A 20,106-nucleotide genomic window follows, 5' to 3' on the forward strand; every position below is an offset into this window, starting at 1 on the left:
GTCAGAGCCTGCTTATTGAAAGGGCACCATCGGCATTGATAACGGAGCCCGTTGCAAAATCGAAATCTCCGCTGGCAAGTGCCACTGCAATACGGCCAAGATCATCCGGCTCACCCCAGCGCTTCATAGGCACTAGACCCTCGGAGATCAGCTTGTCGTATTTTTCGGCGACCGCAGCAGTCATGTCGGAGCGGATGATACCGGGGCGAACATCAAAAACACTGATGCCATGCTGCGCCAGTCTGAGTGCAAGCCCTTGCGTAAAGGAGGCGAGTGCCGCCTTTGTCATGCAATAATCGAGCCGTTCAGGCGATGACATTGCCGCCGACACAGAAGTTACGTTGATGATCGAGCGTGGATTTTCGACAGCTTTGTCTTGAAGCATTGCGCGAACAACAGCCTGTGTGAAGAATACTGTCCCACGCAGGTTAACGTCAAAAATCGCATCGTAATTTGCCGGGTCAAGATTAAGGAAATCACCCCGGACCTTCGAACCAATCCCTGCATTGTTGACCAAGCAATTGATCGGACCCAATGCACCGATAACGGTTTCCACCGCTTCGCCATGTGCAGAGAGATCGGCAATATCACTTTGGATAAATACTGCCTTTGCACCAAGATTTTGCAATGCTCCAATTGCAGATTCGCTGGCATCATCCGCGGCTATATCGGTGATCGCCAGATCAAACCCTTTGGATGCCAATGCCTTGGCAATCCCAAGACCGATGCCTCGGCGAGCCCCTGTCACGAGTGCAACCGGTCGCCGCATCAGTTCAGCTCCTTGGCAATAATGTAATCTGCTACGCGCAATGCTTGTGCGGCAATCGTCAGCGCAGGATTGACCGCAGCAGAGGTTGGCAAGAACGCGGCATCAACCACAAATAGGTTCGGATGTTGATAAGCGCGGCAATAAACATCCAGCGATGCAGTCGCTGGATCGTTCCCCATGCGCACTGTTCCGCACTGATGAGATGGGGTCTTGCGATCGAATGCTTTCGAGATAACCAGAGGGAAACCTGCTGCCCGAAGCACTGTTTTTATCTGCGCAACCAGTTTGAGATGTGCTGGCCAGTTGCTCCTTATCCACTGCAGAATGATTTTGTCACCATCAATTCGGACGCGGCTTTCCGGCTTTGGTACGTCCTCGCTCATGGCTAGAAAATCCACCGTATGAGCGCAGAACCTTTGCAGCAGCCACTCCGGAACAAGTTTCAAATCTGATTTCAAAACGGGTGCACTAATGCGGCCAAGGAGTTGAACATTGCCTAGTGGCGCGCCACCTTTTCCGTCCGAGAGATAAAAATCGTTGAAGCCCAAGGTTTTTTGATAAACGGAATCATTTCTAAAGCGCGGATCAAAGCCAATGACAGCCGAAAGATTATGATTCATGAAATTGCGCCCGACCTGATCGGAGCGATTAGCCAACCCTGTTGAATTGGCATCATTGGCAGAACGCAAAAGAAGAACCGCAGATTGCACCGCACCTGCGGACAGAATCACAAGCTTCGGCTTGATCGAAAAGCGTTGACCGCTGCGTTCATAGTGGACAGCAGTAATCATTTTACCATCAGCGGCTGTTTCAAGCCGGATGACGCGGGAGTTCGTCTGAAGCTGAACGTTTGCATGCTTCAACGCAGCGGCCAAAGCAGTGGTTTCAGCGTCCATTTTTCCATTGAAGCTATTAGGATGGGCATCCCAAGGGGTCTTCCCGTGTGAAAGCCATGTGTCGATATCGACACCGAGCGGCAACGAGAACGGATGAACGCCAACACCTTTGAGCCGCTGGCGAAGCAAGCCGATAGGCGCTTCATCCGGCACTGGACTGAAATCATATGGTCTCGAATGTTCCGGCTCAGTCGGGTCTTCACCAAGTGCGCCCCGCACCTGAAATAACGCCTCGGCTTTGCCGTACCAAGGCTCAAGCTCCTCATAGGAGAATGGCCAGGCCGGAGAAACGCCCTCCATATGCTGCATTTCCTTGAAATCCTCAGCACGATACCGTGTAAGCACCGCACCATAAAATTTCGAGTTGCCACCTACATTGTAGTAGTTGCCGGGATTGAAGGCTTTCCCCTGCTCGTCATACCAAGTCTCATTCGGTCGGAAGACGCCTTGTTGAAAAATGGCTCGTGGGTCACGGTTTTCGGGGCGTTCGGGAAGATGATCGCCCGCTTCCAGAATAAGTATGTCAGCACCTGACGCGGCAAGTCCCGCCGCCAAGGTGGCGCCGCCCACGCCAGAGCCTATGATAACGATATCAGCAGTTGTCCGCGGTTGCATATCCATTGACATGAGCCCTGACCCATCAGCGCCTCAATCAGGCACCGATACGGAGTTGTGATGTTGGGTCAAAGAAAACGGCTTTATCCAAATTAAACGATAGCTGTGTCTTTTGCCCCGGCAGAATACGCGCATCGGCGCGTAGACGCGCCACCACTTCCTTACCGCCGAGCTTGGTCACAGCAAAAGTATCGGATCCTGCAGGTTCCACCACTTCGATCAGGCATTCGCCTTCGACCAAAGATGCTGCGTTCCTGTCTGCACCGTCCGGGTCGGTGAGTGCTTCAGGGCGGATGCCGAATACAACCTCCTTGCCATCATAAGTTGCGAGCGCCGCATTGGTCTTTTTGATTGGGAGCCTTAATGGTGCTGCATCCGGACGCTCCAGAGATACGTGAAGGTCTGATGCTCCTCCATCAATCTTCGCATGAAGCAGATTCATCGCGGGCGAACCCATGAAATCCGCTACAAAAAGATTGGTCGGATTATTGTAGATTTCCGCTGGCGTTCCGAACTGCTGCAAAATTCCGTCCTTCAGAACGGCGATTTTGGTAGCGAGCGTCATGGCCTCGATCTGGTCGTGGGTGACATAAACAATCGTGGTTTTCATACGCTGATGCAGGCGTTTGATTTCCGTGCGCATATCAACACGCAGCTTGGCATCCAGGTTCGATAGCGGCTCGTCGAAGAGAAACACTTGGGGGTTACGCACAAGCGCCCGCCCCATGGCAACGCGCTGACGTTGACCACCGGAAAGCTGGCTTGGCTTGCGATCGAGCAAATGGCCAATCTGCAACATGTCGGCAACCTGTTTGATTGCCTTTTCGCGTTCGAGCTTCGGAACACCGCGAATTTCCATACCGAAGGCAATATTACCACCAACTGTCATGTTGGGATAAAGCGCATAAGACTGAAAAACCATGGCAATATCGCGCTTGGAGGGATGCAGCCCGCTGATCGACTTTCCCTTAATGGATATGTCGCCCGACGTGATCGGTTCAAGGCCAGCGATGGTATTGAGAAGCGTGGACTTGCCGCAACCGGATGGACCGACGAGAACGAGAAAGCCGCCCTCATCAATCTCGATGTTGATATCCTTCAGGATCGGCACATTGCCGTATGATTTATGCAGGTCTTTGATTTGGAGAAATGACATTGAATTATCCCTTCACGGCGCCGGACATGAGGCCGCGGACGAAATAGCGTCCGGAGACGATGTAGACGATGAGAGTTGGCAGCGCAGCGAGAATGGCGCCAGCGAAATGCACGTTATATTCCTTCACACCCGTGGATGAGTTGACAAGATTGTTCAGGGCAACCGTCATGGGCGTGCTGCTGAATCCGGAAAACGACGCACCAAAAAGAAAGTCATTCCAGATATTGGTGAATTGCCAGATCACTGACACAACAATGATCGGGCCAGAGGAAGGCAGCAGAATGCGCCGGAATATCTGGAAAAAGCTCGCGCCATCTATCTGTGCAGCACGCACAAGTTCTGTTGGAAATGCTTCATAATAATTGCGGAAATACAGCGTCGTGAATCCCAGCCCATAAATGACATGAACAAGAATCAATCCCTGAATAGTGCCCGCCATGTTTAATATGCCGAGGACACGCGCCATCGGAATGAGCACGATTTGAAATGGTATGAAGCAACCGAGGAGCAGCATGCCGAACATTACATTCGAGCCGCGAAACTTCCACTTTGTCAGAACGTAGCCATTCAATGCGCCGAGGATTGTCGAAATCGCAACGGCGGGAACAACCATGATAATCGAATTGATAAAGTAAGGCCGAAGGCCCGTTGGCTGCACGCCGATCTGGGCGGTTGACCAAGCGGACAGCCAAGGCTCGATTGTCCATTCGCGCGGCGGAGACAACATCCCACCCTGCCGGATTTCATCAAGCGTCTTGAGCGAATTCACCACCATTACATATAGCGGCAGGAGATAGTAAAACGCGAACAACAACAATGCCGCATAAATGAGAATACGCGTAAGCTTGCCGCTAGAGATCGCATTATCGGGGCTGGGAGCACTCATTTGTTGCCTCCCCGGATTTCCGAGTAAAGATAGGGAACAATGATCGAAAAGATCATGATCAGCATGATGATTGCCGACGACGCCCCTATGCCCATCGAGTTACGAGTGAATGTATAGGAATACATGAAGGTTGCAGGCAATTCGGTGGCCTGCCCCGGTCCGCCGCCTGTCAATGCTATGACCAGATCGTAAGCCTTGATAGCAAGATGGGCGAGCACGACGAAAGCGGAAAGAAACACGGGGCGCATCAGCGGAATGATGATACGGCGGTAAATCATGCTGGTCGATGCGCCATCGATCTGTGCCGCCTTGATGATTTCATTATCAACACCGCGTAGCCCTGCAAGGAACATGGCCATGACAAAGCCTGACGATTGCCACACAGCTGCAATGACAACCGTATAGATCGCCATCTTTGAATCCTTGATCCAGTTGAAGGAAAAACTCGCCCAGCCCCATTGATGCATGGTGTTTTCAAGCCCGATGCCCGGATCGAGGAACCATTTCCATGCAACGCCGGTCACAATGAAGGATAGCGCCATGGGATAGAGATAAATCGGGCGCAGGAAACCTTCAATGCGGATTTTCTGATCCAGCAGAATAGCCAAACCAAGCCCGATAACCGTGCAAATAATAATGTACAAGGAGGCGAAAATGCCGAGATTGGTGATGGCGCGCCACCAATGCGGTAGGGCCCACAATTTGCGGTAATTTTCCAAACCGACGAATCCATAAGTGGGCAGCATTTTGCTGTCCGTAAAGGACAAGACGCCCGTATAGGCAATGAACCCATAGACGAAAATCAATATGATCAGGAAGCTCGGTCCTAATACCAGCTTCGGTATAAGGTCCTGTATGCGGCTGCGGGTATCCATAGCCTCACCCCTTCAATTAAGTATTATTATCGTTGCCGCGCATTGCGGAAAACTGTTCGGGGCGAAATCGCCCCGAACAGAGATGTATGCTCACTTGGCAGCGTCAACGGCGGAAACGAGTTCCTTGACAGCATCTTCAGACGACAGATCGCCGTTGAACTGGCGTGTTACCACGTCATAAATCGCATTCTTCACGGCAGCCGGGTTGGCATGGCCGTGAGCCATCGAACCATAGAGCGTGCCTGCCTTGTTGGCTTCGGCAAGATCCTTGATCGCCTTCTTGCCGCAAGCATCAAAGTCTGTATCCGGAACATCGGTACGGGCAGGAGCAGAACCCTTGACCACGTTGAACGCTGACTGGAAGACAGGGTTTTCGATTGCCGATGCCATAACGAGCTGGGGCTTGGCCTTTTCTTCACTGACCTTAAACATTGCAAACTGGTCAGAGTTGAATGTCACAGACCCTTGGGTGCCGGGGAAGCGCATGCAAACAAAATCCTTGCCTGGCTCCTTCTTGGCTTTGACAAATTCACCCTTTGCCCAGTCACCCATGAACTGAAGGCCGGCCTTGTTCTCGATGATCATGGCGGACGCAAGATTCCAGTCGCGACCAGAGAAATTGTCATCCACATAGCTGCGCAGCTTGGTCATGCGGTCGAAAGCTTCCTTCATTTTCTCGCCGCCGAGAGCAGCCGGATCAAGATCAATGAATGCGGCCTTGTAGAAGTCATTGCCGAGCGACAGAACGACAGCATCGAAAATCGTTGCGTCCTGCCAAGGCTGACCACCATGAGCGACTGGCGTAATGCCCTGCTCCTTGAATTTGTCGAGAAGAGCAATCAACTCGTCCCAGTTTGCAGGTTCCTTGCCACCGGCCTTGTCCAGCGCTGCCTTATTGATCCAGATCCAGTTGGTCGAATGCACATTTACCGGGGCTGCAATCCAATGGCCGTCATATTTCGAGAACTTCTGCAGAGCTGTCGGGATTACATCGTCCCATTTTTCTTTCGCTGCAACTTCATCGAGATTGCCCAGCGCGCCTTGCTTTGCCCAATCGAGAATGTCAAAACCCAGCATCTGCACCGCTGTCGGAGCATTTCCCGCTGTGACGCGAGCACGAAGAACTGTCATGGCTTCTGTACCGCCACCGCCAGAGACAGGCATATCAGACCAGCTGATACCCTTGCCTTCCAAATCCTTCTTCAGCACTTCCAGTGCTGTCGCTTCACCACCGGATGTCCACCAGTGCAGAACCTCAACGTTTTCAGCAGCGCGAGCTGCTGTTGCAACACCCATCAGCATGGCTGCTGCGGCAACAGTATTCATCAACTTTTTCATTTAGTCCTCCCGTGAGAAAAAAGAGATAAAAATCCAACAAACCGACTGAAGTTCCCCCAAGTCCGGAACATTCATACAGCATGCAGAATGGCTCTTACAATCGATTTAATTGGTCGACCATACTACTTTCCTACTACCTATATGCATGTTCAATGTCTTGGTTTCCGTGTAGTCCTCGACGGCATGCCGCCCGAGTTCCCGGCCAAGGCCGGATTGCTTGTATCCCCCAAATGGCAGCTCCGATGCGCCATCCATGAAGGTATTCATCCATACTGTACCCGCCCGCACCCGGCGTCCCACGCTCAGGCAGGTGTCGAAGTCTCGACTCCAGACGCCTGCGGACAGCCCATAGTCAATGGAATTGGCTATACGAACCGCGTCGTCCAAAGTATCGAATGTCAGAACTGATAAAACGGGCCCGAAAACCTCCTCGCGCGCAACTGCCATTTCGGGCTTCACCGCAGAGAGAATTGTCGGCGACATGAATTGCCCCATACCCAGGTTTAGCGGCTCGCCGCCGTGGCTGATATCTGCTCCTGACGAGGCGGCATTGCGAACATAATCATTGATTTTCGTCAGGTGTTCAGGCGTGATAATGGCCCCAACCTTGGTGTTAGGATCAAGCGGATCGCCGACTTTCACGCGAGCGGACAAAGCCGCGACGCGGGCCACAACGTCATCCGCGATGTCCCGATGGACAATCAGGCGCGACCCGGCATTGCAGCACTCACCTGCATTGAAATAAGCTCCGAAAACCGCCGCATCGATAAAGTCATCCAGATTTGCATCGGGGAATACGATCTGGGGATTCTTGCCGCCCAGCTCCAGCGATACTTTTTTCAAAGTCTGTGCAGCATTCGCCATCGTTAGCCTACCAACCCCGGTCGAGCCGGTGAAGGAAACCATGTCGACATGGGGGTGCGTCGTCATCGGCGCGCCAACTTCAGGACCTGTTCCGACAATTATATTGACGACACCCGAAGGAACGCCTGCCTCCATGAGTATTTCGCCAAGCAGCAATGTCGACCCGGATGTAAGCTCCGATGGCTTGACCACTGCGGTGCAGCCCGCAGCGAGCGCAAATGGCAGTTTTTGACTAACGATCAGGAATGGAAAGTTCCAAGGCGTAATGATGGAGACAACGCCAATAGCCTCGCGCAGGACAACGCCCAATGTTCCGTCACCAAGTGTGTTGTAGCTTTCGCCATGAAGATCACGACCAAGTGCAGCAGCATAACGCCAGATATCCACTGCACCGCCAAGCTCGGCATTTGCCTGACTTATCGGTTTTCCTGACTCAATGCAGTCAAGATAAGCAAGCTCGTCGGCACGGGCAGCGATGAGATCGGCTGCTTTAAGCAATATATTAGAGCGTTCTGCGCCCGTCATATACGGCCATGGGCCAGTATCAAACGCAGAGCGCGCGGCAGCGATTGCGCGCTCTGCGTCAACTTTCGTACCCGCCTGATACCGTGAGACCACAACGCCATGTCCCGGACTTTTGCGCTCAATAACATCGCCCGCAGCGCCATTGGTCCATCTGCCATCAATCAGCATCTGGAATTCACGCACCTTGAAATTTTCAAGTGCTTGTGGACGTACCAGAACTGTCATTACCATTCTCCTTTGAACGCGGGCTCACGCTTTTCGGTAAATGCCGAAACACCTTCTTTCAGGTCCGCTGTCTTTGCTACGAGGATCGAGCCTAGGGCTTCGACCGCTGTTCCATTGTCTTCGCCATTGGCAGAAGCGATCATGAGTTTTGCCACTTCGATGGCGGATGGTCCGCGTTTGGCAATGCGTTCTGCATAAGCCCTGGCGGTATCGAGCGCAGTGCCTGTTTCAACCACATGATCGACAAGCCCTAGGGCGTGTCCTTCGTCAGCACTGAAAACCTCGCCACCCAAAGCCATCCGCCGCACAGCCTGCGCGCCAAACCGCAATGTGAGGCGCTGCGTGCCCGACCAGCCGGGGATCATTCCCAAGCCAGTTTCCGGTAGACCAAGCTTGATATGCGTTTCTGCAATACGGATATCCGCAACCGCAGCAAGCTCGAGCCCACCACCCAGTGCATGCCCGTTAAGCGCTGCAATCAGCGGCATCCGCACAGTCGCAAGGCGCTCGAAAACGCGATGACCAAAACGGACCCAGGCATGTCCGAATTCATTTGGCGTCATTGCTGCCCAAGCCTTGATATCACCGCCAGCGGAAAACGCTTTTCCCTCTCCTGTCAGGACTGCGACACGTACCCGGCCATCAGCTTCAACTGTGTCACAAGCCGCGCTCAACTCCTTCAACATGTCGATGTCCAGAGCGTTCAGTTTTTCGGGCCGCGCAATGGTTATGATTGCGACATGACCGTCAATTGAAACGTGGATACGAGCCTCAGTCATGGAGTGTCCTCGGCTTTTTCTGTGGCAGTTTCAGACCAAATGGCTCCGAGGCAAACAGATGGGCGTCCATTAGTTTCAGATCGCGCGCAACAACCAGCGGGAAATCGGATTGATCGAGAATATGCGCTTGCAGATCGACCCCCGGCGCGATTTCCGTCAAAACCAGGCCTTCTGGCCGTAGAACCATAACGCAGCGTTCTGTCACGTAAGTGATGTCCTGACCCTGTTCTATCGCCCGGCGGCCGGAGAAGGTGACATGTTCGACTTCGTTGACAAGCTTTTTAAGCTTGCCTTCCTTCTCGATAACAAGTTTGCCGTTTTCGATATGGACTTTCGCACCGGCATTAAACATGCCCGAGAAGACAATCTTCTTTGCCCTTGCCGTGATATCGACAAAGCCTCCGGCACCCGCCGTAACGTGAGGACGGAAACTGAGCTTTGAAACATTGACCGACCCGGACTTGTCGATTTCCAGAAAAGAAAGAAGCGATGCATCGAAGCCCGCGCCTTGGAAATAGGTAAATTGGTGCGGTGAAGGAACAAAAGCTTCGGCATTGGATGCACAACCGAATGCGAAGTCCAGCAGCGGGATGCCACCGACCGGCCCTTGCTCGATCACCCAAGTGACAGTGCCATGCAGGCCTTCTTCAAGCAGAATGCGAGGCACATTTGCTGAAATACCGAAACCGAGATTAACGGCGCTGCCTGCCTCCAATTCGCAGGCAACCCGGCGTGCAATCACTTTTTGAATGCCGAAATCAGCAAGGGCAAAATCCTCAAGCGGATGAGAAATTTCTCCGGAAATTGCCGGATCGTAAATGGTTTGCGTGGTTTGTTTCTGATCTGGATCTACAATAATATAATCGACCAGAATGCCGGGCACGCGCACATCATGCGGCTTCAAGGACCCGCTTTTGGTAATTCGCTTTACCTGCGCAATAATAATTCCGCCGTTGTTGCGCGCGGCCAATGCTTGATCAAAACCACCAAGATAGGCGCCCTCATGTTCGTAAGTCAGATTGCCGCGCTCATCGGCAGTCGTGGCACGAATGATAGCAACCTGCGGAATAACAGGCTTGAAGAACAACCATTCCTCACCCTCGAAATTAACCTTCCGGACGAGTGCTTCTTTCGCGGCTGAGGCATTCATAGCGCAGCCCTGCCGGTCCGGATCGACAAATGTATCCAAACCAATCTTGGTCAATACGCCCGGACGTTTGGCGGCGGCTTCGCGATGCATATCAAACAGAATGCCGGACGGAACATTATAGGCCGCAACCTCATCACTACCGATCATTTGCCAGATCAAGGGCGGCTCAGAAGATGAAGGTCCCGACGGATAGGAACCACCGATAATCTTTTTCAGCAGGCCCTTCTTCGCAATGTAATCGACGCCCTTAATGCCACTCATATCACCGGCTGCGATTGGGTGCAGCGTGGTGAGGTCGCGCGGATGCCCCGTTGCATCGAAACGGGCACCAATTGCCTTTAGCATCAGATCTGGACAGCCGAGACCACTTGATGAAGATACCGAGACAACGGCTCCATCAGGGATGAGTTCTGCAGCCTGTTCTGGTGTTATGTGCTTGTTCATACTTCTTTTTCGTTCTTCTCAAAGACCAGGATCAATTGGTTGGGTCACCCCGGTTTTCGCCGCTTCCGCTACAGCCAGACCCGCAGCCAGCGACCAAAGTCCATCTTCGCCGTCTGCTGCCGGTTTGCCGTTTCCGGCTATTGCTGCGTGAAATTTGGCGATGCCAGTTTCGTAAAGGTTTTGGTGATCGAGTTTTAATTCGAATTCGCCATCGGCATTGCGCAATGTCACGATGCCGACGGGCTTTTGCGACATCACATTACGGCCAACGAGAGATCCTTCAGTGCCATGCACCTCGAATCCGGTATCGGCGTATTTGGTTGTGAACCCGTCATGAAACATGGCGATCAAGCCGGATTTGAAGCGCATGATGCCCATAACGGCATCAGCAAGATCAGCCTTAGCCAAACCGCTTTGTTGAGTGGAAGCAATGACTTCTACCGGATCATCGCCCAAAACATAACGCAACGTATCCGTATCGTGTACGGTGATGTCGAGGATGACTCCCCCACCCGCATCCGGGCGATCAAGTCGCCAGCCCTGCAAATGCGGCGGCAAGTAAACAGCGTGAAATACCCTCGCCGCCAGTGGCTTGCCGATCTTGCCGGCGGCAATCGCATCACGCATGGCTGTATGGGTCGCGGCATTGCGCAGATGATGGTTGGTGGCGAAGACAACATTCGCAGCTTTGCACGCGGCCACCATCGCCTTCGCATCGTCCAGACTGGTCGCCAAAGGCTTCTCGCAAAGCACGTGTTTTCCGGCCTTTGCCGAAGCCAGAACCTGATCTTTGTGCAGCTCGTTGGTAGTCGAAATATAAACGGCATCAATGGGTTGTCCGCTCAGTAATTCGTCCAGCGCCGTAACCGAATGAGCAATGCCATGATCGGCGGCATATTTTGCACCGCGCTCGGCATTGGCGCTCATGACTGAAACGATCTCGCCGCCATTGGCGCGGATTGCATCGATCACCCATTCATGCGCAATCGTGCTGGCCCCGATCAATCCCCAACGTATCACTCTATTTCCTCCAATTGCTTTACAGGTGCACCGCAGCTCTGGCGAACGACGAGCCGTACCGAAGTCGTGATCGCCTCCTGATCCCGTTGCCCCGAATTGATTTGCTTGAGCAGCAGCTGGGCTGCTCGCTGGCCCATTCCCTGAGGATCAACAGATACAGTTGTTAATGCCGGCACCGCAGTCTTCGCCTCGATCACATCATCGAAGCCTATGATTGCAAAGGATTTTCCGGGCTCAAGGCCATGGGCTCGCAGACCATCGCAAACACCAAAAGCCACAGCATCATTCAAGCATAGTGCTGCTGTTGGGCGCTCTGGAATAGTCATTAGACGCTCCAATGCGACGACTCCGCCAGCGCGTGAAGGCGCCGAATGAATGGTGTATTTTTCTTCCGCCGCGATGCCCGCATCCTGCAACGCATCGCGATATCCGCGAAGCCGTTCACCAAACACGGCTGTATCCTGGAAGCCGCCCATGAAGGCGACCCGGGAATGTCCCAGCGAGATCAAATGGCGCACAGCCGCTTTTGCACCGGCATAATTATCGGACAGAAGTGTCGATACTTTTGCGCCGGGCAGATTACGCACAACGACCACAACCGGAATGTCGCCGCCCACTAATGCTTTGATATCACTAGCTTCTGTTCCCCGCGCCGGTGACAGGATCAACCCTGCAATACCGTTCTCCCGCATGGAAGCGATGACCTCGCGTTGGCGGTCGACGCTCTCGCCGCTATGGGCAAGGAACTGAACATAACCAGCCGATTGAACCACCATATCCATCCCGACGGCCAGTTCGGCGAAGAAACTATTGGTCAAATCATTGACGACAATGCCAACGATTTTCGATTTGGACTGACGAAGATTGGCGGCGCCGCGATTATAAATATAGCCAAGCTCCTTGATGTGAGCATTGACCTTTTCACGGGTAGTCTCGCTGACGAGAGGGCTTTTCTGGAGGACCAACGACACAGTGGATTTCGACACACCAGCGGCGCGCGCTATATCCACGATGCTTGTTCTGGTCCGGCTCAAAAGCATATCCTCCAACCTATGCGATATATAATTGGAACGTTCCAAAAAGGTCAAGTGAATATTTAACATAACCTAACACACCAATTATTCCATTTATGGTAGAAATTTTTGGGGAATTTTCGTGCATTCTTCGGCAAAAATCCGCAGCTTTTTGGCCATACGCTCCCATTACACGCCGACCTTCATCCAATTTCCATTTATTGCTTGTATTTTGGATCGTTCCAAAATATTTGTGACTTGTTCGATGGGAGCCAAGCAATGACCCACACCTTGAAGTTGCCAGATCAGGATAGTGCAATCTGCGATTACAAGCTGATAGGCACCCCAATTGCCTTTCCAGCCAGCCCGCCAGTCTTCAATCGCATTGCATACGCAGCTGCGCATATTGTTTCTGATCCGCTTCGGGATTCGACACCTTGGGGTTCGCCAGCCATTGATTGGGATGCAACCTTGGCGTTTCGTCACCACCTCTGGTCACTTGGTTTCAAGATTGCAGAGGCGATGGATACAGCGCAGCGCGGCATGGGGGTCGATTGGCCAGTTGCACGCGAGTTGATCCGCCGGTCACTGGCAGAGTCGCGCACTGTTCCGGGTGCTGATCTTGCCTGCGGTGCCGGTACAGATCAGCTTGCACCCGAAAACGCCAAGACGCTACAGGACGTCATCGACGCCTATGAAACCCAGATTGATTTTATTGAGGCTGAAGGTGGACGCGCAGTAATGATGGCCAGCAGAGCGCTGGCCCGCATAGCTCGCTCAGCGGAAGACTATCGCGCTGTCTATGGAAATATTCTCGCGCAGACGCGTGAGAAAGTCGTGCTGCATTGGCTGGGTGACATGTTTGATCCGCAACTTGCCGGTTATTGGGGTTCCTCCTCTTTCGACAAGGCGCTGGAGACAGTGCTCGCGATTATCAATGACAATAGAGACAAGGTCGAAGGCATCAAGATTTCCCTCCTCGACAATGCCAGCGAGATCGAACTGCGCAAACGCCTGCCGGAAGGCGTTCTCTGCTTCACCGGCGATGACTTCAACTATGCGGAACTGATAGAAGGCGATGGGGAATGCTACAGCCATGCTTTGCTCGGCATTTTTGATGCGGTAGCCCCCTCGGCCTCCAAAGCGCTAGCTCATCTCGCCAAAGGTGAAACACAGGCATTCCGTTCAATCATTGAGCCTACTGTTCCGCTCTCGCGCAAGATTTTCGAAGCCCCCACACAATATTACAAAGCCGGCGTTGTATTCCTCGCCTGGCTCAACGGCCACCAGCCACATTTCATCATGCCCGCAGGTATGCAATCGGCACGCGGCATTGTTCACTATGCGGATATTTTCCGTCTCGCCGATCAGGCAAACGTTCTGGACAAGCCTGATTTAGCAGTGGCCCGCATGACGAGCCTGATGCAGGTCTACGGATTGTAAAAATGGGATAACGACCATCTAAGCCAAAAAGAGCATTGATTTTTGTAATGTTATTTAATAACTAAACGCTTTTCCTATAGACGGCACGGCGGAATTTTCTGCCCAAGCATCGTCAATTTTCGTCAGCTCTTTCCAATCCAAAGGAGGTCGACGCGCTGATCCATTTGCGCAGTAAAGGCACGTGCTGGAGTACGTTTAACCATCCGTCCCAAGTTTATTTTAAATTTTGCATATTTCCGGAGTTCATTATGAAGATCGACTTTTTGAGCAATTCAAACCGCTCACCGCTTTCGTACCATAGTTCTTACGTTCCCTCGAAGAGAACAGGCCATCTCAAGTTTTGGAAGGCCGCAAAATTAGCATCAATTGCCGGGATCGCTTGCTTTTGCCTCAATCCTCTCGCCCAGGCAGACCCTGCCCCAGTCGTAAGTGTGGTCGGTAAACAAGGAGACAACGGTCAGGTAGGAGATGATAGCCATGATGACAAAGAGGAGCTTGGCGGAACCGGAGGATCAGGCGGTGTGGGCGGTGTGGGCATAACCATTTTGCAATCAAACGATCCGACCTATAATGGCAATGTTATCGGGGGTAATGGTGGCATAGGTGGGCAAGGCGGCAAAAAACACCATATCCACACGAAAGAGGAAGCTGGCCACTCCGGAAAACACCTTGAAATGAGAGGTGGCTCAGGCGGTTACGGTGGAACCATGGCTTTGGCGATGTGACGCCGCAGGCAAGCCTTGCCTTCAACGGCGGGCAGGGCTTTACGGTTGAAGGCACCGGCATTGCCAAGGATGCCGCTCTCATCGAGGCGGGATTGGACTTCGGCATTAGCAAGGCCACCAGCATCGGTGTCAGCTATACCGGCCAGTTCTCCAGCCAGTCACATGACAATGCCATCAAGGCCGATCTGAGCGTGCGGTTTTAGGATGGTAATAGAGGGCGGCAGATGAGGCCGTCCTTGTTGCTTCTATTCTAGGGCAATCGCAATATACCAAAGAAAAAGGGCGGCGCCGAAGCGCCGCCCCCTCCCCTCAATGCCTCAAGCTTACTTGTTCCAGCTCTTGACCAGTTCGTCATAATTGATGGTCTGGGGCTTTTCTTTTTCGTTTTCGATCTTCAACTGTGGTGCGAGGTGGCCATTCTTGACCGCATCGGCATTCCAGTAGGCAAGATCATGTTCTTCAGCCATTTTCGGTCCGATATCGCCCTGAATGCCAGCGCGTTCCAGACGTTCCATGACCTTTTCCTGCTCGGCGCAAAGCGAGTCCATCGCTTCCTGTGCAGTCTTGGCACCGGAGGATGCATCGCCGATTGCCTGCCACCATAGCTGAGCCAGCTTTGGATAGTCAGGAACGTTGGTGCCGGTTGGCGACCACTGAACACGGGCAGGCGAACGATAGAACTCGATCAGACCACCAAGTTCCGGAGCGCGCTTGGTGAAGCTTTCATGCTGGATGGAGCTTTCGCGGATCAAGGTCAGACCTACATGGCTCTTCTTGACGTCCACAGTCTTTGATGTGACGAACTGGGCGTAGAGCCAAGCTGCCTTGGCGCGATCATCCGGTGTCGACTTCAGCAAGGTCCAGGAACCCACATCCTGATAACCAAGCTTCATGCCGTCTTTCCAGTAAACGCCATGTGGCGAAGGAGCCATGCGCCATTTCGGCGTGCCATCATCATTCATGACCGGCAGGCCCTTTTTGACCATGTCGGCAGTGAAGGCCGTGTACCAGAATATCTGCTGGGCAACATTGCCCTGTGCAGGAACGGGACCGGATTCCGAGAAGGTCATGCCCTGCGCTTCCGGCGGTGCATAGGCCTTCATCCAGTCAAGATATTTCTGGATCGAATAGACGGAAGCCGGGCCATTTGTATCGCCGCCGCGCGCAACGCAGGAGCCGACCGGCTGTGACTTTTCGTTGACCTTGATGCCCCATTCATCGACGGGCAAACCGTTTGGAAGACCCTTGTCACCATTGCCTGCCATGGAGAGCCAGGCATCGGTGAAGCGCCAACCGAGCGATGGGTCCTTCTTGCCATAGTCCATGTGACCATAGACTTTCTTGCCGTCGATCTCGCGACCGGTGAAGAATTCGGCAATGTCTTCATAGGCTGACCAATTGACCGGCACACCGAGGTCATAACCATACTTCGCCTTGAAGTCGGCCTTGTTCTTTTCGTCGTTGAACCAGTCATAGCGGAACCAATAAAGGTTCGCGAACTGCTGGTCCGGCAACTGATACAGCTTGCCATCAGGAGCAGTCGTGAACTTGGTGCCGATAAAGTCAGCCAGATCAAGACCAGGATTGGTAACGTCCTTGCCTTCATTGGCCATCCAGTCGGTCAGGCTGCGCGCCTGCTGGTAGCGCCAATGCGTGCCGATCAGATCGCTATCATTGACGTAAGCATCATAGACGTTTTCGCCGGACTGCATTTGTGTCTGCAGCTTCTCAACGACATCGCCTTCACCGATGAGATCATGGGTGATCTTGATGCCGGTAATATCAGTAAATGCTTTAGCCAGAGTTTTGGACTCATATTCATGGGTGGTAATCGTTTCCGAAACCACCTTGATATCCATGCCTGCGAAAGGCTTTGCAGCATCGATAAACCACTGCATTTCCTTTTCCTGCGCAGCCCGATCAAGGGTCGACATATCGCCGATTTCCTTGTCGAGAAAAGCTTTGGCTTCGTCCATGCCCGCACGGGCACTTCCCGCCCCCAATAGCAGCGCAAGTGCTGTTGTTGTCGTTAGAATTCGCGTTCGCATTTCAGTCCTCCCAGAGTTGCGATTTGCAGGTGTTGAATGACTGGCGGATGCCAGACCTTCAATTTAGGGCATCGGATTTCAGTCCGATGCTTTAGACAAAGCGGAATACGCCAATGGCGTAGACCACAGAGATTGCTAGAGCCCACCAGATATTCGGGCCAACAAGACCGAGCCAGGCGAGGTGGATAAAAGCACTGCCGAGCAGCGACACGAAAAGCCTGTCGCCGCGCGTGGTTTCAAAGCGTAATATGCCGATGCGCGGATTGCCGCCCGGCGAGGCATATTCCCAGACCGCCATCAGCGATATGAGCGCAAAGATGGTCAGGAAAAACAGCGCTGTCGGAAATGTCCAGGCCATCCAACCGCCACCTGCAAGTGCTCCGAACCAATCCCGCGCACCGCTTTTCAACGGCACAGCTGTGACAAGCAGGCCCGCCAAGATTGCATAGGCCGCAAGAACAGCGAGAAGCGCCAGAGGCCAACGCCGTGTGTTTTCCATTACACCCTCCCCAGGGCAAAGCCCTTGGCGATATAGTTGCGGACGAAGTAGATCACGATGGCGCCGGGAATGATGGTCAAGACGCCGGCCGCAGCCAGCACGCCCCAATCCATGCCCGACGCAGAAACCGTGCGCGTCATGATAGCAGCGATTGGTTTTGCCGCAGTCGTCGTCAACGTGCGGGCAATAAGCAATTCCACCCATGAGAACATGAAGCAGAAGAAGGCAGCAACGCCGATGCCGCTTGCGATCAGCGGAATGAATATCTTCACGAAGAAGCGCGGAAAGGAATAGCCGTCAATATAGGCGGTCTCGTCGATTTCCTTTGGCACGCCCGACATGAAGCCTTCCAGAATCCACACAGCCAGCGGCACGTTGAACAGACAATGCGCCAGAGCAACGGCGATATGCGTATCGATCAAGCCGAAGGCCGAATAAAGCTGGAAGAATGGCAGCGCAAAAACAGCTGGCGGTGCCATGCGATTGGTCAAAAGCCAGAAGAACAAATGCTTGTCGCCGAGGAACCGGTAGCGCGAAAAGGCATAGGCCGCAGGCAAGGCGACCAGCACCGAAATCACTGTGTTCATGCCCACATAAATGATCGAGTTGATATAACCCTTATACCATGAGGGATCCGTGAAGATGACCGCATAGTTCCGCAAGGTCGGACTTTGCGGCCAAAGGGAAAAGTTTCCCAAAATCTCCTGATTGGTTTTGAAGCTCATATTGATGAGCCAATAGATCGGCAGCATCAGGAAAAAGATGTAAAGCGTCGGGATCAACCACCAGAATTTCGATTCATCCCCGCGCTTGCGCATGCGGCGGGCAAGAGCCTTATCCATTCTGGCCTGTTCAGGGCTGACACTAACTGCGGTACGGGCGACAGATTCTGACATCTCAGCGCTCCGCATCATAATTGGTCATGACGGTGTAGAACACCCATGACATCAGGAGGATAATAAGGAAGTAGATGAGCGACATGGCTGCCGCCGGTCCAAGATCGAACTGGCCAACCGCCATCTTGACCAGATCAATGGACAGGAAAGTGGTCGAGTTGCCGGGACCACCACCTGTGACGACGAAGGGTTCGGTATAGATCATGAAACTGTCCATGAAGCGCAGCAGAACGGCGATCAAAAGCACACGGTTCATCTTTGGCAACTGAATGTAGCGAAACACTGCCCAGCGCGATGCACCATCAATCTTTGCCGCCTGATAAAAGGCATCGGGGATCGAAACCAGCCCGGCATAGCACAGCAGCACGACCAGGCTGGTCCAGTGCCAGACATCCATAATGATGACCGTGAACCAGGCATGCAGCGGATTCTGCACATAATTATAGTTGATCCCGAGGCGTTCCAGCGTATGGCCGAGCAAGCCGATATCAACACGCCCGAACACCTGCCAGATCGTACCAACCACATTCCACGGAATAAGCAACGGCAAAGCCATCAGCACGAGACAAACCGGAACACCCCAGCCCTTGCGCGGCATATTCAGCGCAATGACGATCCCCAGCGGAATCTCGATGAGAAGGATAATGAACGAGAAGAAGAGGTTGCGACCAAGAGCCGAATGGAAGCGCTCGGAAGTGAGCATTTCCGTGAACCATTCTGTGCCGGCCCAGAAGAACTGGTTATTGCCGAACGTATCCTGCACTGAATAATTGACCACGGTCATCAGCGGGATTACCGCCGAGAAAGCCACGAGCAGCAAAACCGGCAGGACCATGAACCAGGCTTTATTGTTCCAGGTTTTTTCCATGATTATAACCCTCCCACGCGCCAGCTATCGGCATAGATATTTATGCCCTTCGGGTCGAAGGTGATGTGCGGATCGGCAGGGATATCCTCGCCTTCGCCAACGATGACGGCAATGTCCTGATTTTCGAGTCGGGTACGCACGATCTTGTGTCGTCCAATATCTTCCACTTTGGCAATTTTTACCGGCATGCCGGAACGACCGATGCGGATATATTCCGGGCGGATACCAAGCTCGATTTTCTTCGCATCGGCGGGGGTAACAGGTGTAGGAAGTTGTATTGCGTGCGCACCAATTTGCGCCATTCCGCCTGCAAGCTTGACCGGCATGACATTCATGCCTGGCGAGCCGATGAAATAACCAACGAAGGTATGCTTTGGCCGCTCGAACAATTCTTCTGGCGTACCGATCTGCACGATCTCGCCATCATACATGACGACGACTTTCTGGGCGAAAGTCAGCGCTTCCGTCTGATCATGTGTGACATAAACCATTGTATAGCCAAAACGCTGATGCAGCTGCTTCAATTGCGAGCGAAGAACCCATTTCATATGGGGGTCGATCACGGTCAGTGGCTCATCGAAAAGGATAGCGTTCACATCAGACCGGACAAGGCCGCGACCGAGCGATATCTTCTGCTTCTGATCCGCCGTCAGACCACGGGCTTTCTTGCCGGACCAGCTCGCAAGATCGATCATCTCCAGCGTCTCGCGCACCTTGACGTCGATCTCGGATTCCGCAACGCCGCGATTGCGCAGGGGGAAGGCAAGATTATCGTAAACCGTCATGGTGTCGTAGATGACCGGGAACTGGAACACCTGTGCGATATTGCGTTCCTGCGTCGAAAGATTGGTGACATCCTGACCGTTGAACAGCAATTGTCCATGGGACGGATGGATCAGGCCTGAAATGATATTGAGCAGCGTGGTCTTGCCGCAACCGGAAGGTCCCAGCAGCGCATAGGCACCGCCATCTTCCCAGCTGTGGTGGACCTCGCGCAGCGCATAGTCCTTATCCGACTTCGGATTAGGAGCGTAGGCGTGGCGGATATGGTTGAGATCAATACGTGCCATTA

General features: G+C 53.1%; 19 protein-coding genes. 3 read left to right on the plus strand and 16 right to left on the minus strand.

Annotation, left to right across the window (positions count from 1 at the left end):
• Position 1: 1 nt before the first annotated feature.
• The 11 genes from ACTJI9_RS10495 to ACTJI9_RS10545 form a co-directional block, all read right to left on the minus strand.
• On the minus strand, positions 2 to 769 hold the full coding sequence (locus ACTJI9_RS10495; RefSeq protein ID WP_440807826.1) for a 3-ketoacyl-ACP reductase: 768 nt from the start codon (positions 767 to 769) through the stop codon (positions 2 to 4).
• Positions 769 to 2,280: a GMC oxidoreductase gene (locus tag ACTJI9_RS10500; RefSeq protein ID WP_440808460.1), complete on the minus strand. Its 1,512-nt coding sequence runs from the start codon at positions 2,278 to 2,280 to the stop codon at positions 769 to 771. Before ACTJI9_RS10500 ends, ACTJI9_RS10495 begins: the two co-directional genes overlap by 1 nt.
• Before the next feature lie 37 nt (positions 2,281 to 2,317).
• Positions 2,318 to 3,436, minus strand: coding sequence for an ABC transporter ATP-binding protein (locus tag ACTJI9_RS10505; protein WP_440807829.1), 1,119 nt, complete (start codon positions 3,434 to 3,436; stop codon positions 2,318 to 2,320).
• Between the two features lie 4 nt (positions 3,437 to 3,440).
• Complete coding sequence (locus ACTJI9_RS10510; protein WP_115054674.1) at positions 3,441 to 4,322, minus strand: carbohydrate ABC transporter permease; 882 nt, start codon at positions 4,320 to 4,322, stop codon at positions 3,441 to 3,443.
• Positions 4,319 to 5,197 carry an ABC transporter permease subunit gene (locus tag ACTJI9_RS10515; RefSeq protein ID WP_115054673.1) on the minus strand — a complete coding sequence of 293 codons (879 nt, stop codon included), beginning with the start codon at positions 5,195 to 5,197 and terminating at the stop codon, positions 4,319 to 4,321. Before ACTJI9_RS10515 ends, ACTJI9_RS10510 begins: the two co-directional genes overlap by 4 nt.
• A 90-nt stretch (positions 5,198 to 5,287) precedes the next feature.
• Positions 5,288 to 6,535: an ABC transporter substrate-binding protein gene (locus ACTJI9_RS10520; protein ID WP_115054672.1), complete on the minus strand. Its 1,248-nt coding sequence runs from the start codon at positions 6,533 to 6,535 to the stop codon at positions 5,288 to 5,290.
• Between the two features lie 105 nt (positions 6,536 to 6,640).
• Positions 6,641 to 8,149, minus strand: coding sequence for an aldehyde dehydrogenase family protein (locus ACTJI9_RS10525; protein WP_337354054.1), 1,509 nt, complete (start codon positions 8,147 to 8,149; stop codon positions 6,641 to 6,643).
• The gene (locus ACTJI9_RS10530; RefSeq protein WP_440807834.1) at positions 8,149 to 8,928 is read right to left on the minus strand and encodes an enoyl-CoA hydratase/isomerase family protein; all 780 of its coding nucleotides are present in this window, start codon (positions 8,926 to 8,928) and stop codon (positions 8,149 to 8,151) included. The genes ACTJI9_RS10525 and ACTJI9_RS10530 overlap by 1 nt, the downstream gene beginning before the upstream one ends.
• On the minus strand, positions 8,921 to 10,522 hold the full coding sequence (locus tag ACTJI9_RS10535; protein ID WP_440807837.1) for an acyl CoA:acetate/3-ketoacid CoA transferase: 1,602 nt from the start codon (positions 10,520 to 10,522) through the stop codon (positions 8,921 to 8,923). Before ACTJI9_RS10535 ends, ACTJI9_RS10530 begins: the two co-directional genes overlap by 8 nt.
• Before the next feature lie 18 nt (positions 10,523 to 10,540).
• Positions 10,541 to 11,542: a Gfo/Idh/MocA family protein gene (locus ACTJI9_RS10540; RefSeq protein WP_307281933.1), complete on the minus strand. Its 1,002-nt coding sequence runs from the start codon at positions 11,540 to 11,542 to the stop codon at positions 10,541 to 10,543.
• Positions 11,539 to 12,576, minus strand: a complete 1,038-nt coding sequence (locus ACTJI9_RS10545) for a LacI family DNA-binding transcriptional regulator (RefSeq protein ID WP_307281928.1) — start codon at positions 12,574 to 12,576, stop codon at positions 11,539 to 11,541. Before ACTJI9_RS10545 ends, ACTJI9_RS10540 begins: the two co-directional genes overlap by 4 nt.
• Before the next feature lie 258 nt (positions 12,577 to 12,834).
• On the opposite strand from ACTJI9_RS10545, the gene ACTJI9_RS10550 reads away from it, so the two are divergent.
• The 3 genes from ACTJI9_RS10550 to ACTJI9_RS10560 all read left to right on the plus strand — a co-directional run bounded on the left by ACTJI9_RS10550 (position 12,835) and on the right by ACTJI9_RS10560 (position 14,926).
• Positions 12,835 to 13,998, plus strand: a complete 1,164-nt coding sequence (locus tag ACTJI9_RS10550; protein WP_440807839.1) for a dihydrodipicolinate synthase family protein — start codon at positions 12,835 to 12,837, stop codon at positions 13,996 to 13,998.
• A 248-nt stretch (positions 13,999 to 14,246) separates the two neighbouring features.
• The gene (locus ACTJI9_RS10555; RefSeq protein ID WP_440807841.1) at positions 14,247 to 14,723 is read left to right on the plus strand and encodes a hypothetical protein; all 477 of its coding nucleotides are present in this window, start codon (positions 14,247 to 14,249) and stop codon (positions 14,721 to 14,723) included.
• Complete coding sequence (locus ACTJI9_RS10560) at positions 14,720 to 14,926, plus strand: autotransporter outer membrane beta-barrel domain-containing protein (RefSeq protein WP_440807844.1); 207 nt, start codon at positions 14,720 to 14,722, stop codon at positions 14,924 to 14,926. Before ACTJI9_RS10555 ends, ACTJI9_RS10560 begins: the two co-directional genes overlap by 4 nt.
• Positions 14,927 to 15,046: 120 nt before the next feature.
• Here ACTJI9_RS10560 and ACTJI9_RS10565 read toward each other — a convergent pair whose 3' ends face one another.
• From ACTJI9_RS10565 to ACTJI9_RS10585, 5 genes are all read right to left on the minus strand, one after another.
• Complete coding sequence (locus ACTJI9_RS10565; protein WP_440807846.1) at positions 15,047 to 16,771, minus strand: ABC transporter substrate-binding protein; 1,725 nt, start codon at positions 16,769 to 16,771, stop codon at positions 15,047 to 15,049.
• A gap of 91 nt (positions 16,772 to 16,862) precedes the next feature.
• Positions 16,863 to 17,270, minus strand: coding sequence for a DUF2160 domain-containing protein (locus tag ACTJI9_RS10570; protein WP_307281917.1), 408 nt, complete (start codon positions 17,268 to 17,270; stop codon positions 16,863 to 16,865).
• Entirely contained in the window at positions 17,270 to 18,088 is an 819-nt protein-coding gene (locus ACTJI9_RS10575; protein ID WP_115054815.1) for a carbohydrate ABC transporter permease, read from the minus strand. The genes ACTJI9_RS10570 and ACTJI9_RS10575 overlap by 1 nt, the downstream gene beginning before the upstream one ends.
• Before the next feature lie 79 nt (positions 18,089 to 18,167).
• Positions 18,168 to 19,034, minus strand: coding sequence for a carbohydrate ABC transporter permease (locus ACTJI9_RS10580; RefSeq protein WP_115054661.1), 867 nt, complete (start codon positions 19,032 to 19,034; stop codon positions 18,168 to 18,170).
• A 2-nt stretch (positions 19,035 to 19,036) separates the two neighbouring features.
• Positions 19,037 to 20,104 (minus strand): ABC transporter ATP-binding protein, encoded by a 1,068-nt coding sequence (locus tag ACTJI9_RS10585; RefSeq protein ID WP_440807850.1) that lies wholly within the window; start codon positions 20,102 to 20,104, stop codon positions 19,037 to 19,039.
• Positions 20,105 to 20,106 lie beyond the last annotated feature (2 nt).

This window comes from Phyllobacterium sp. 22552 (assembly GCF_052044585.1).
Lineage (GTDB): Bacteria > Pseudomonadota > Alphaproteobacteria > Rhizobiales > Rhizobiaceae > Phyllobacterium > Phyllobacterium ifriqiyense.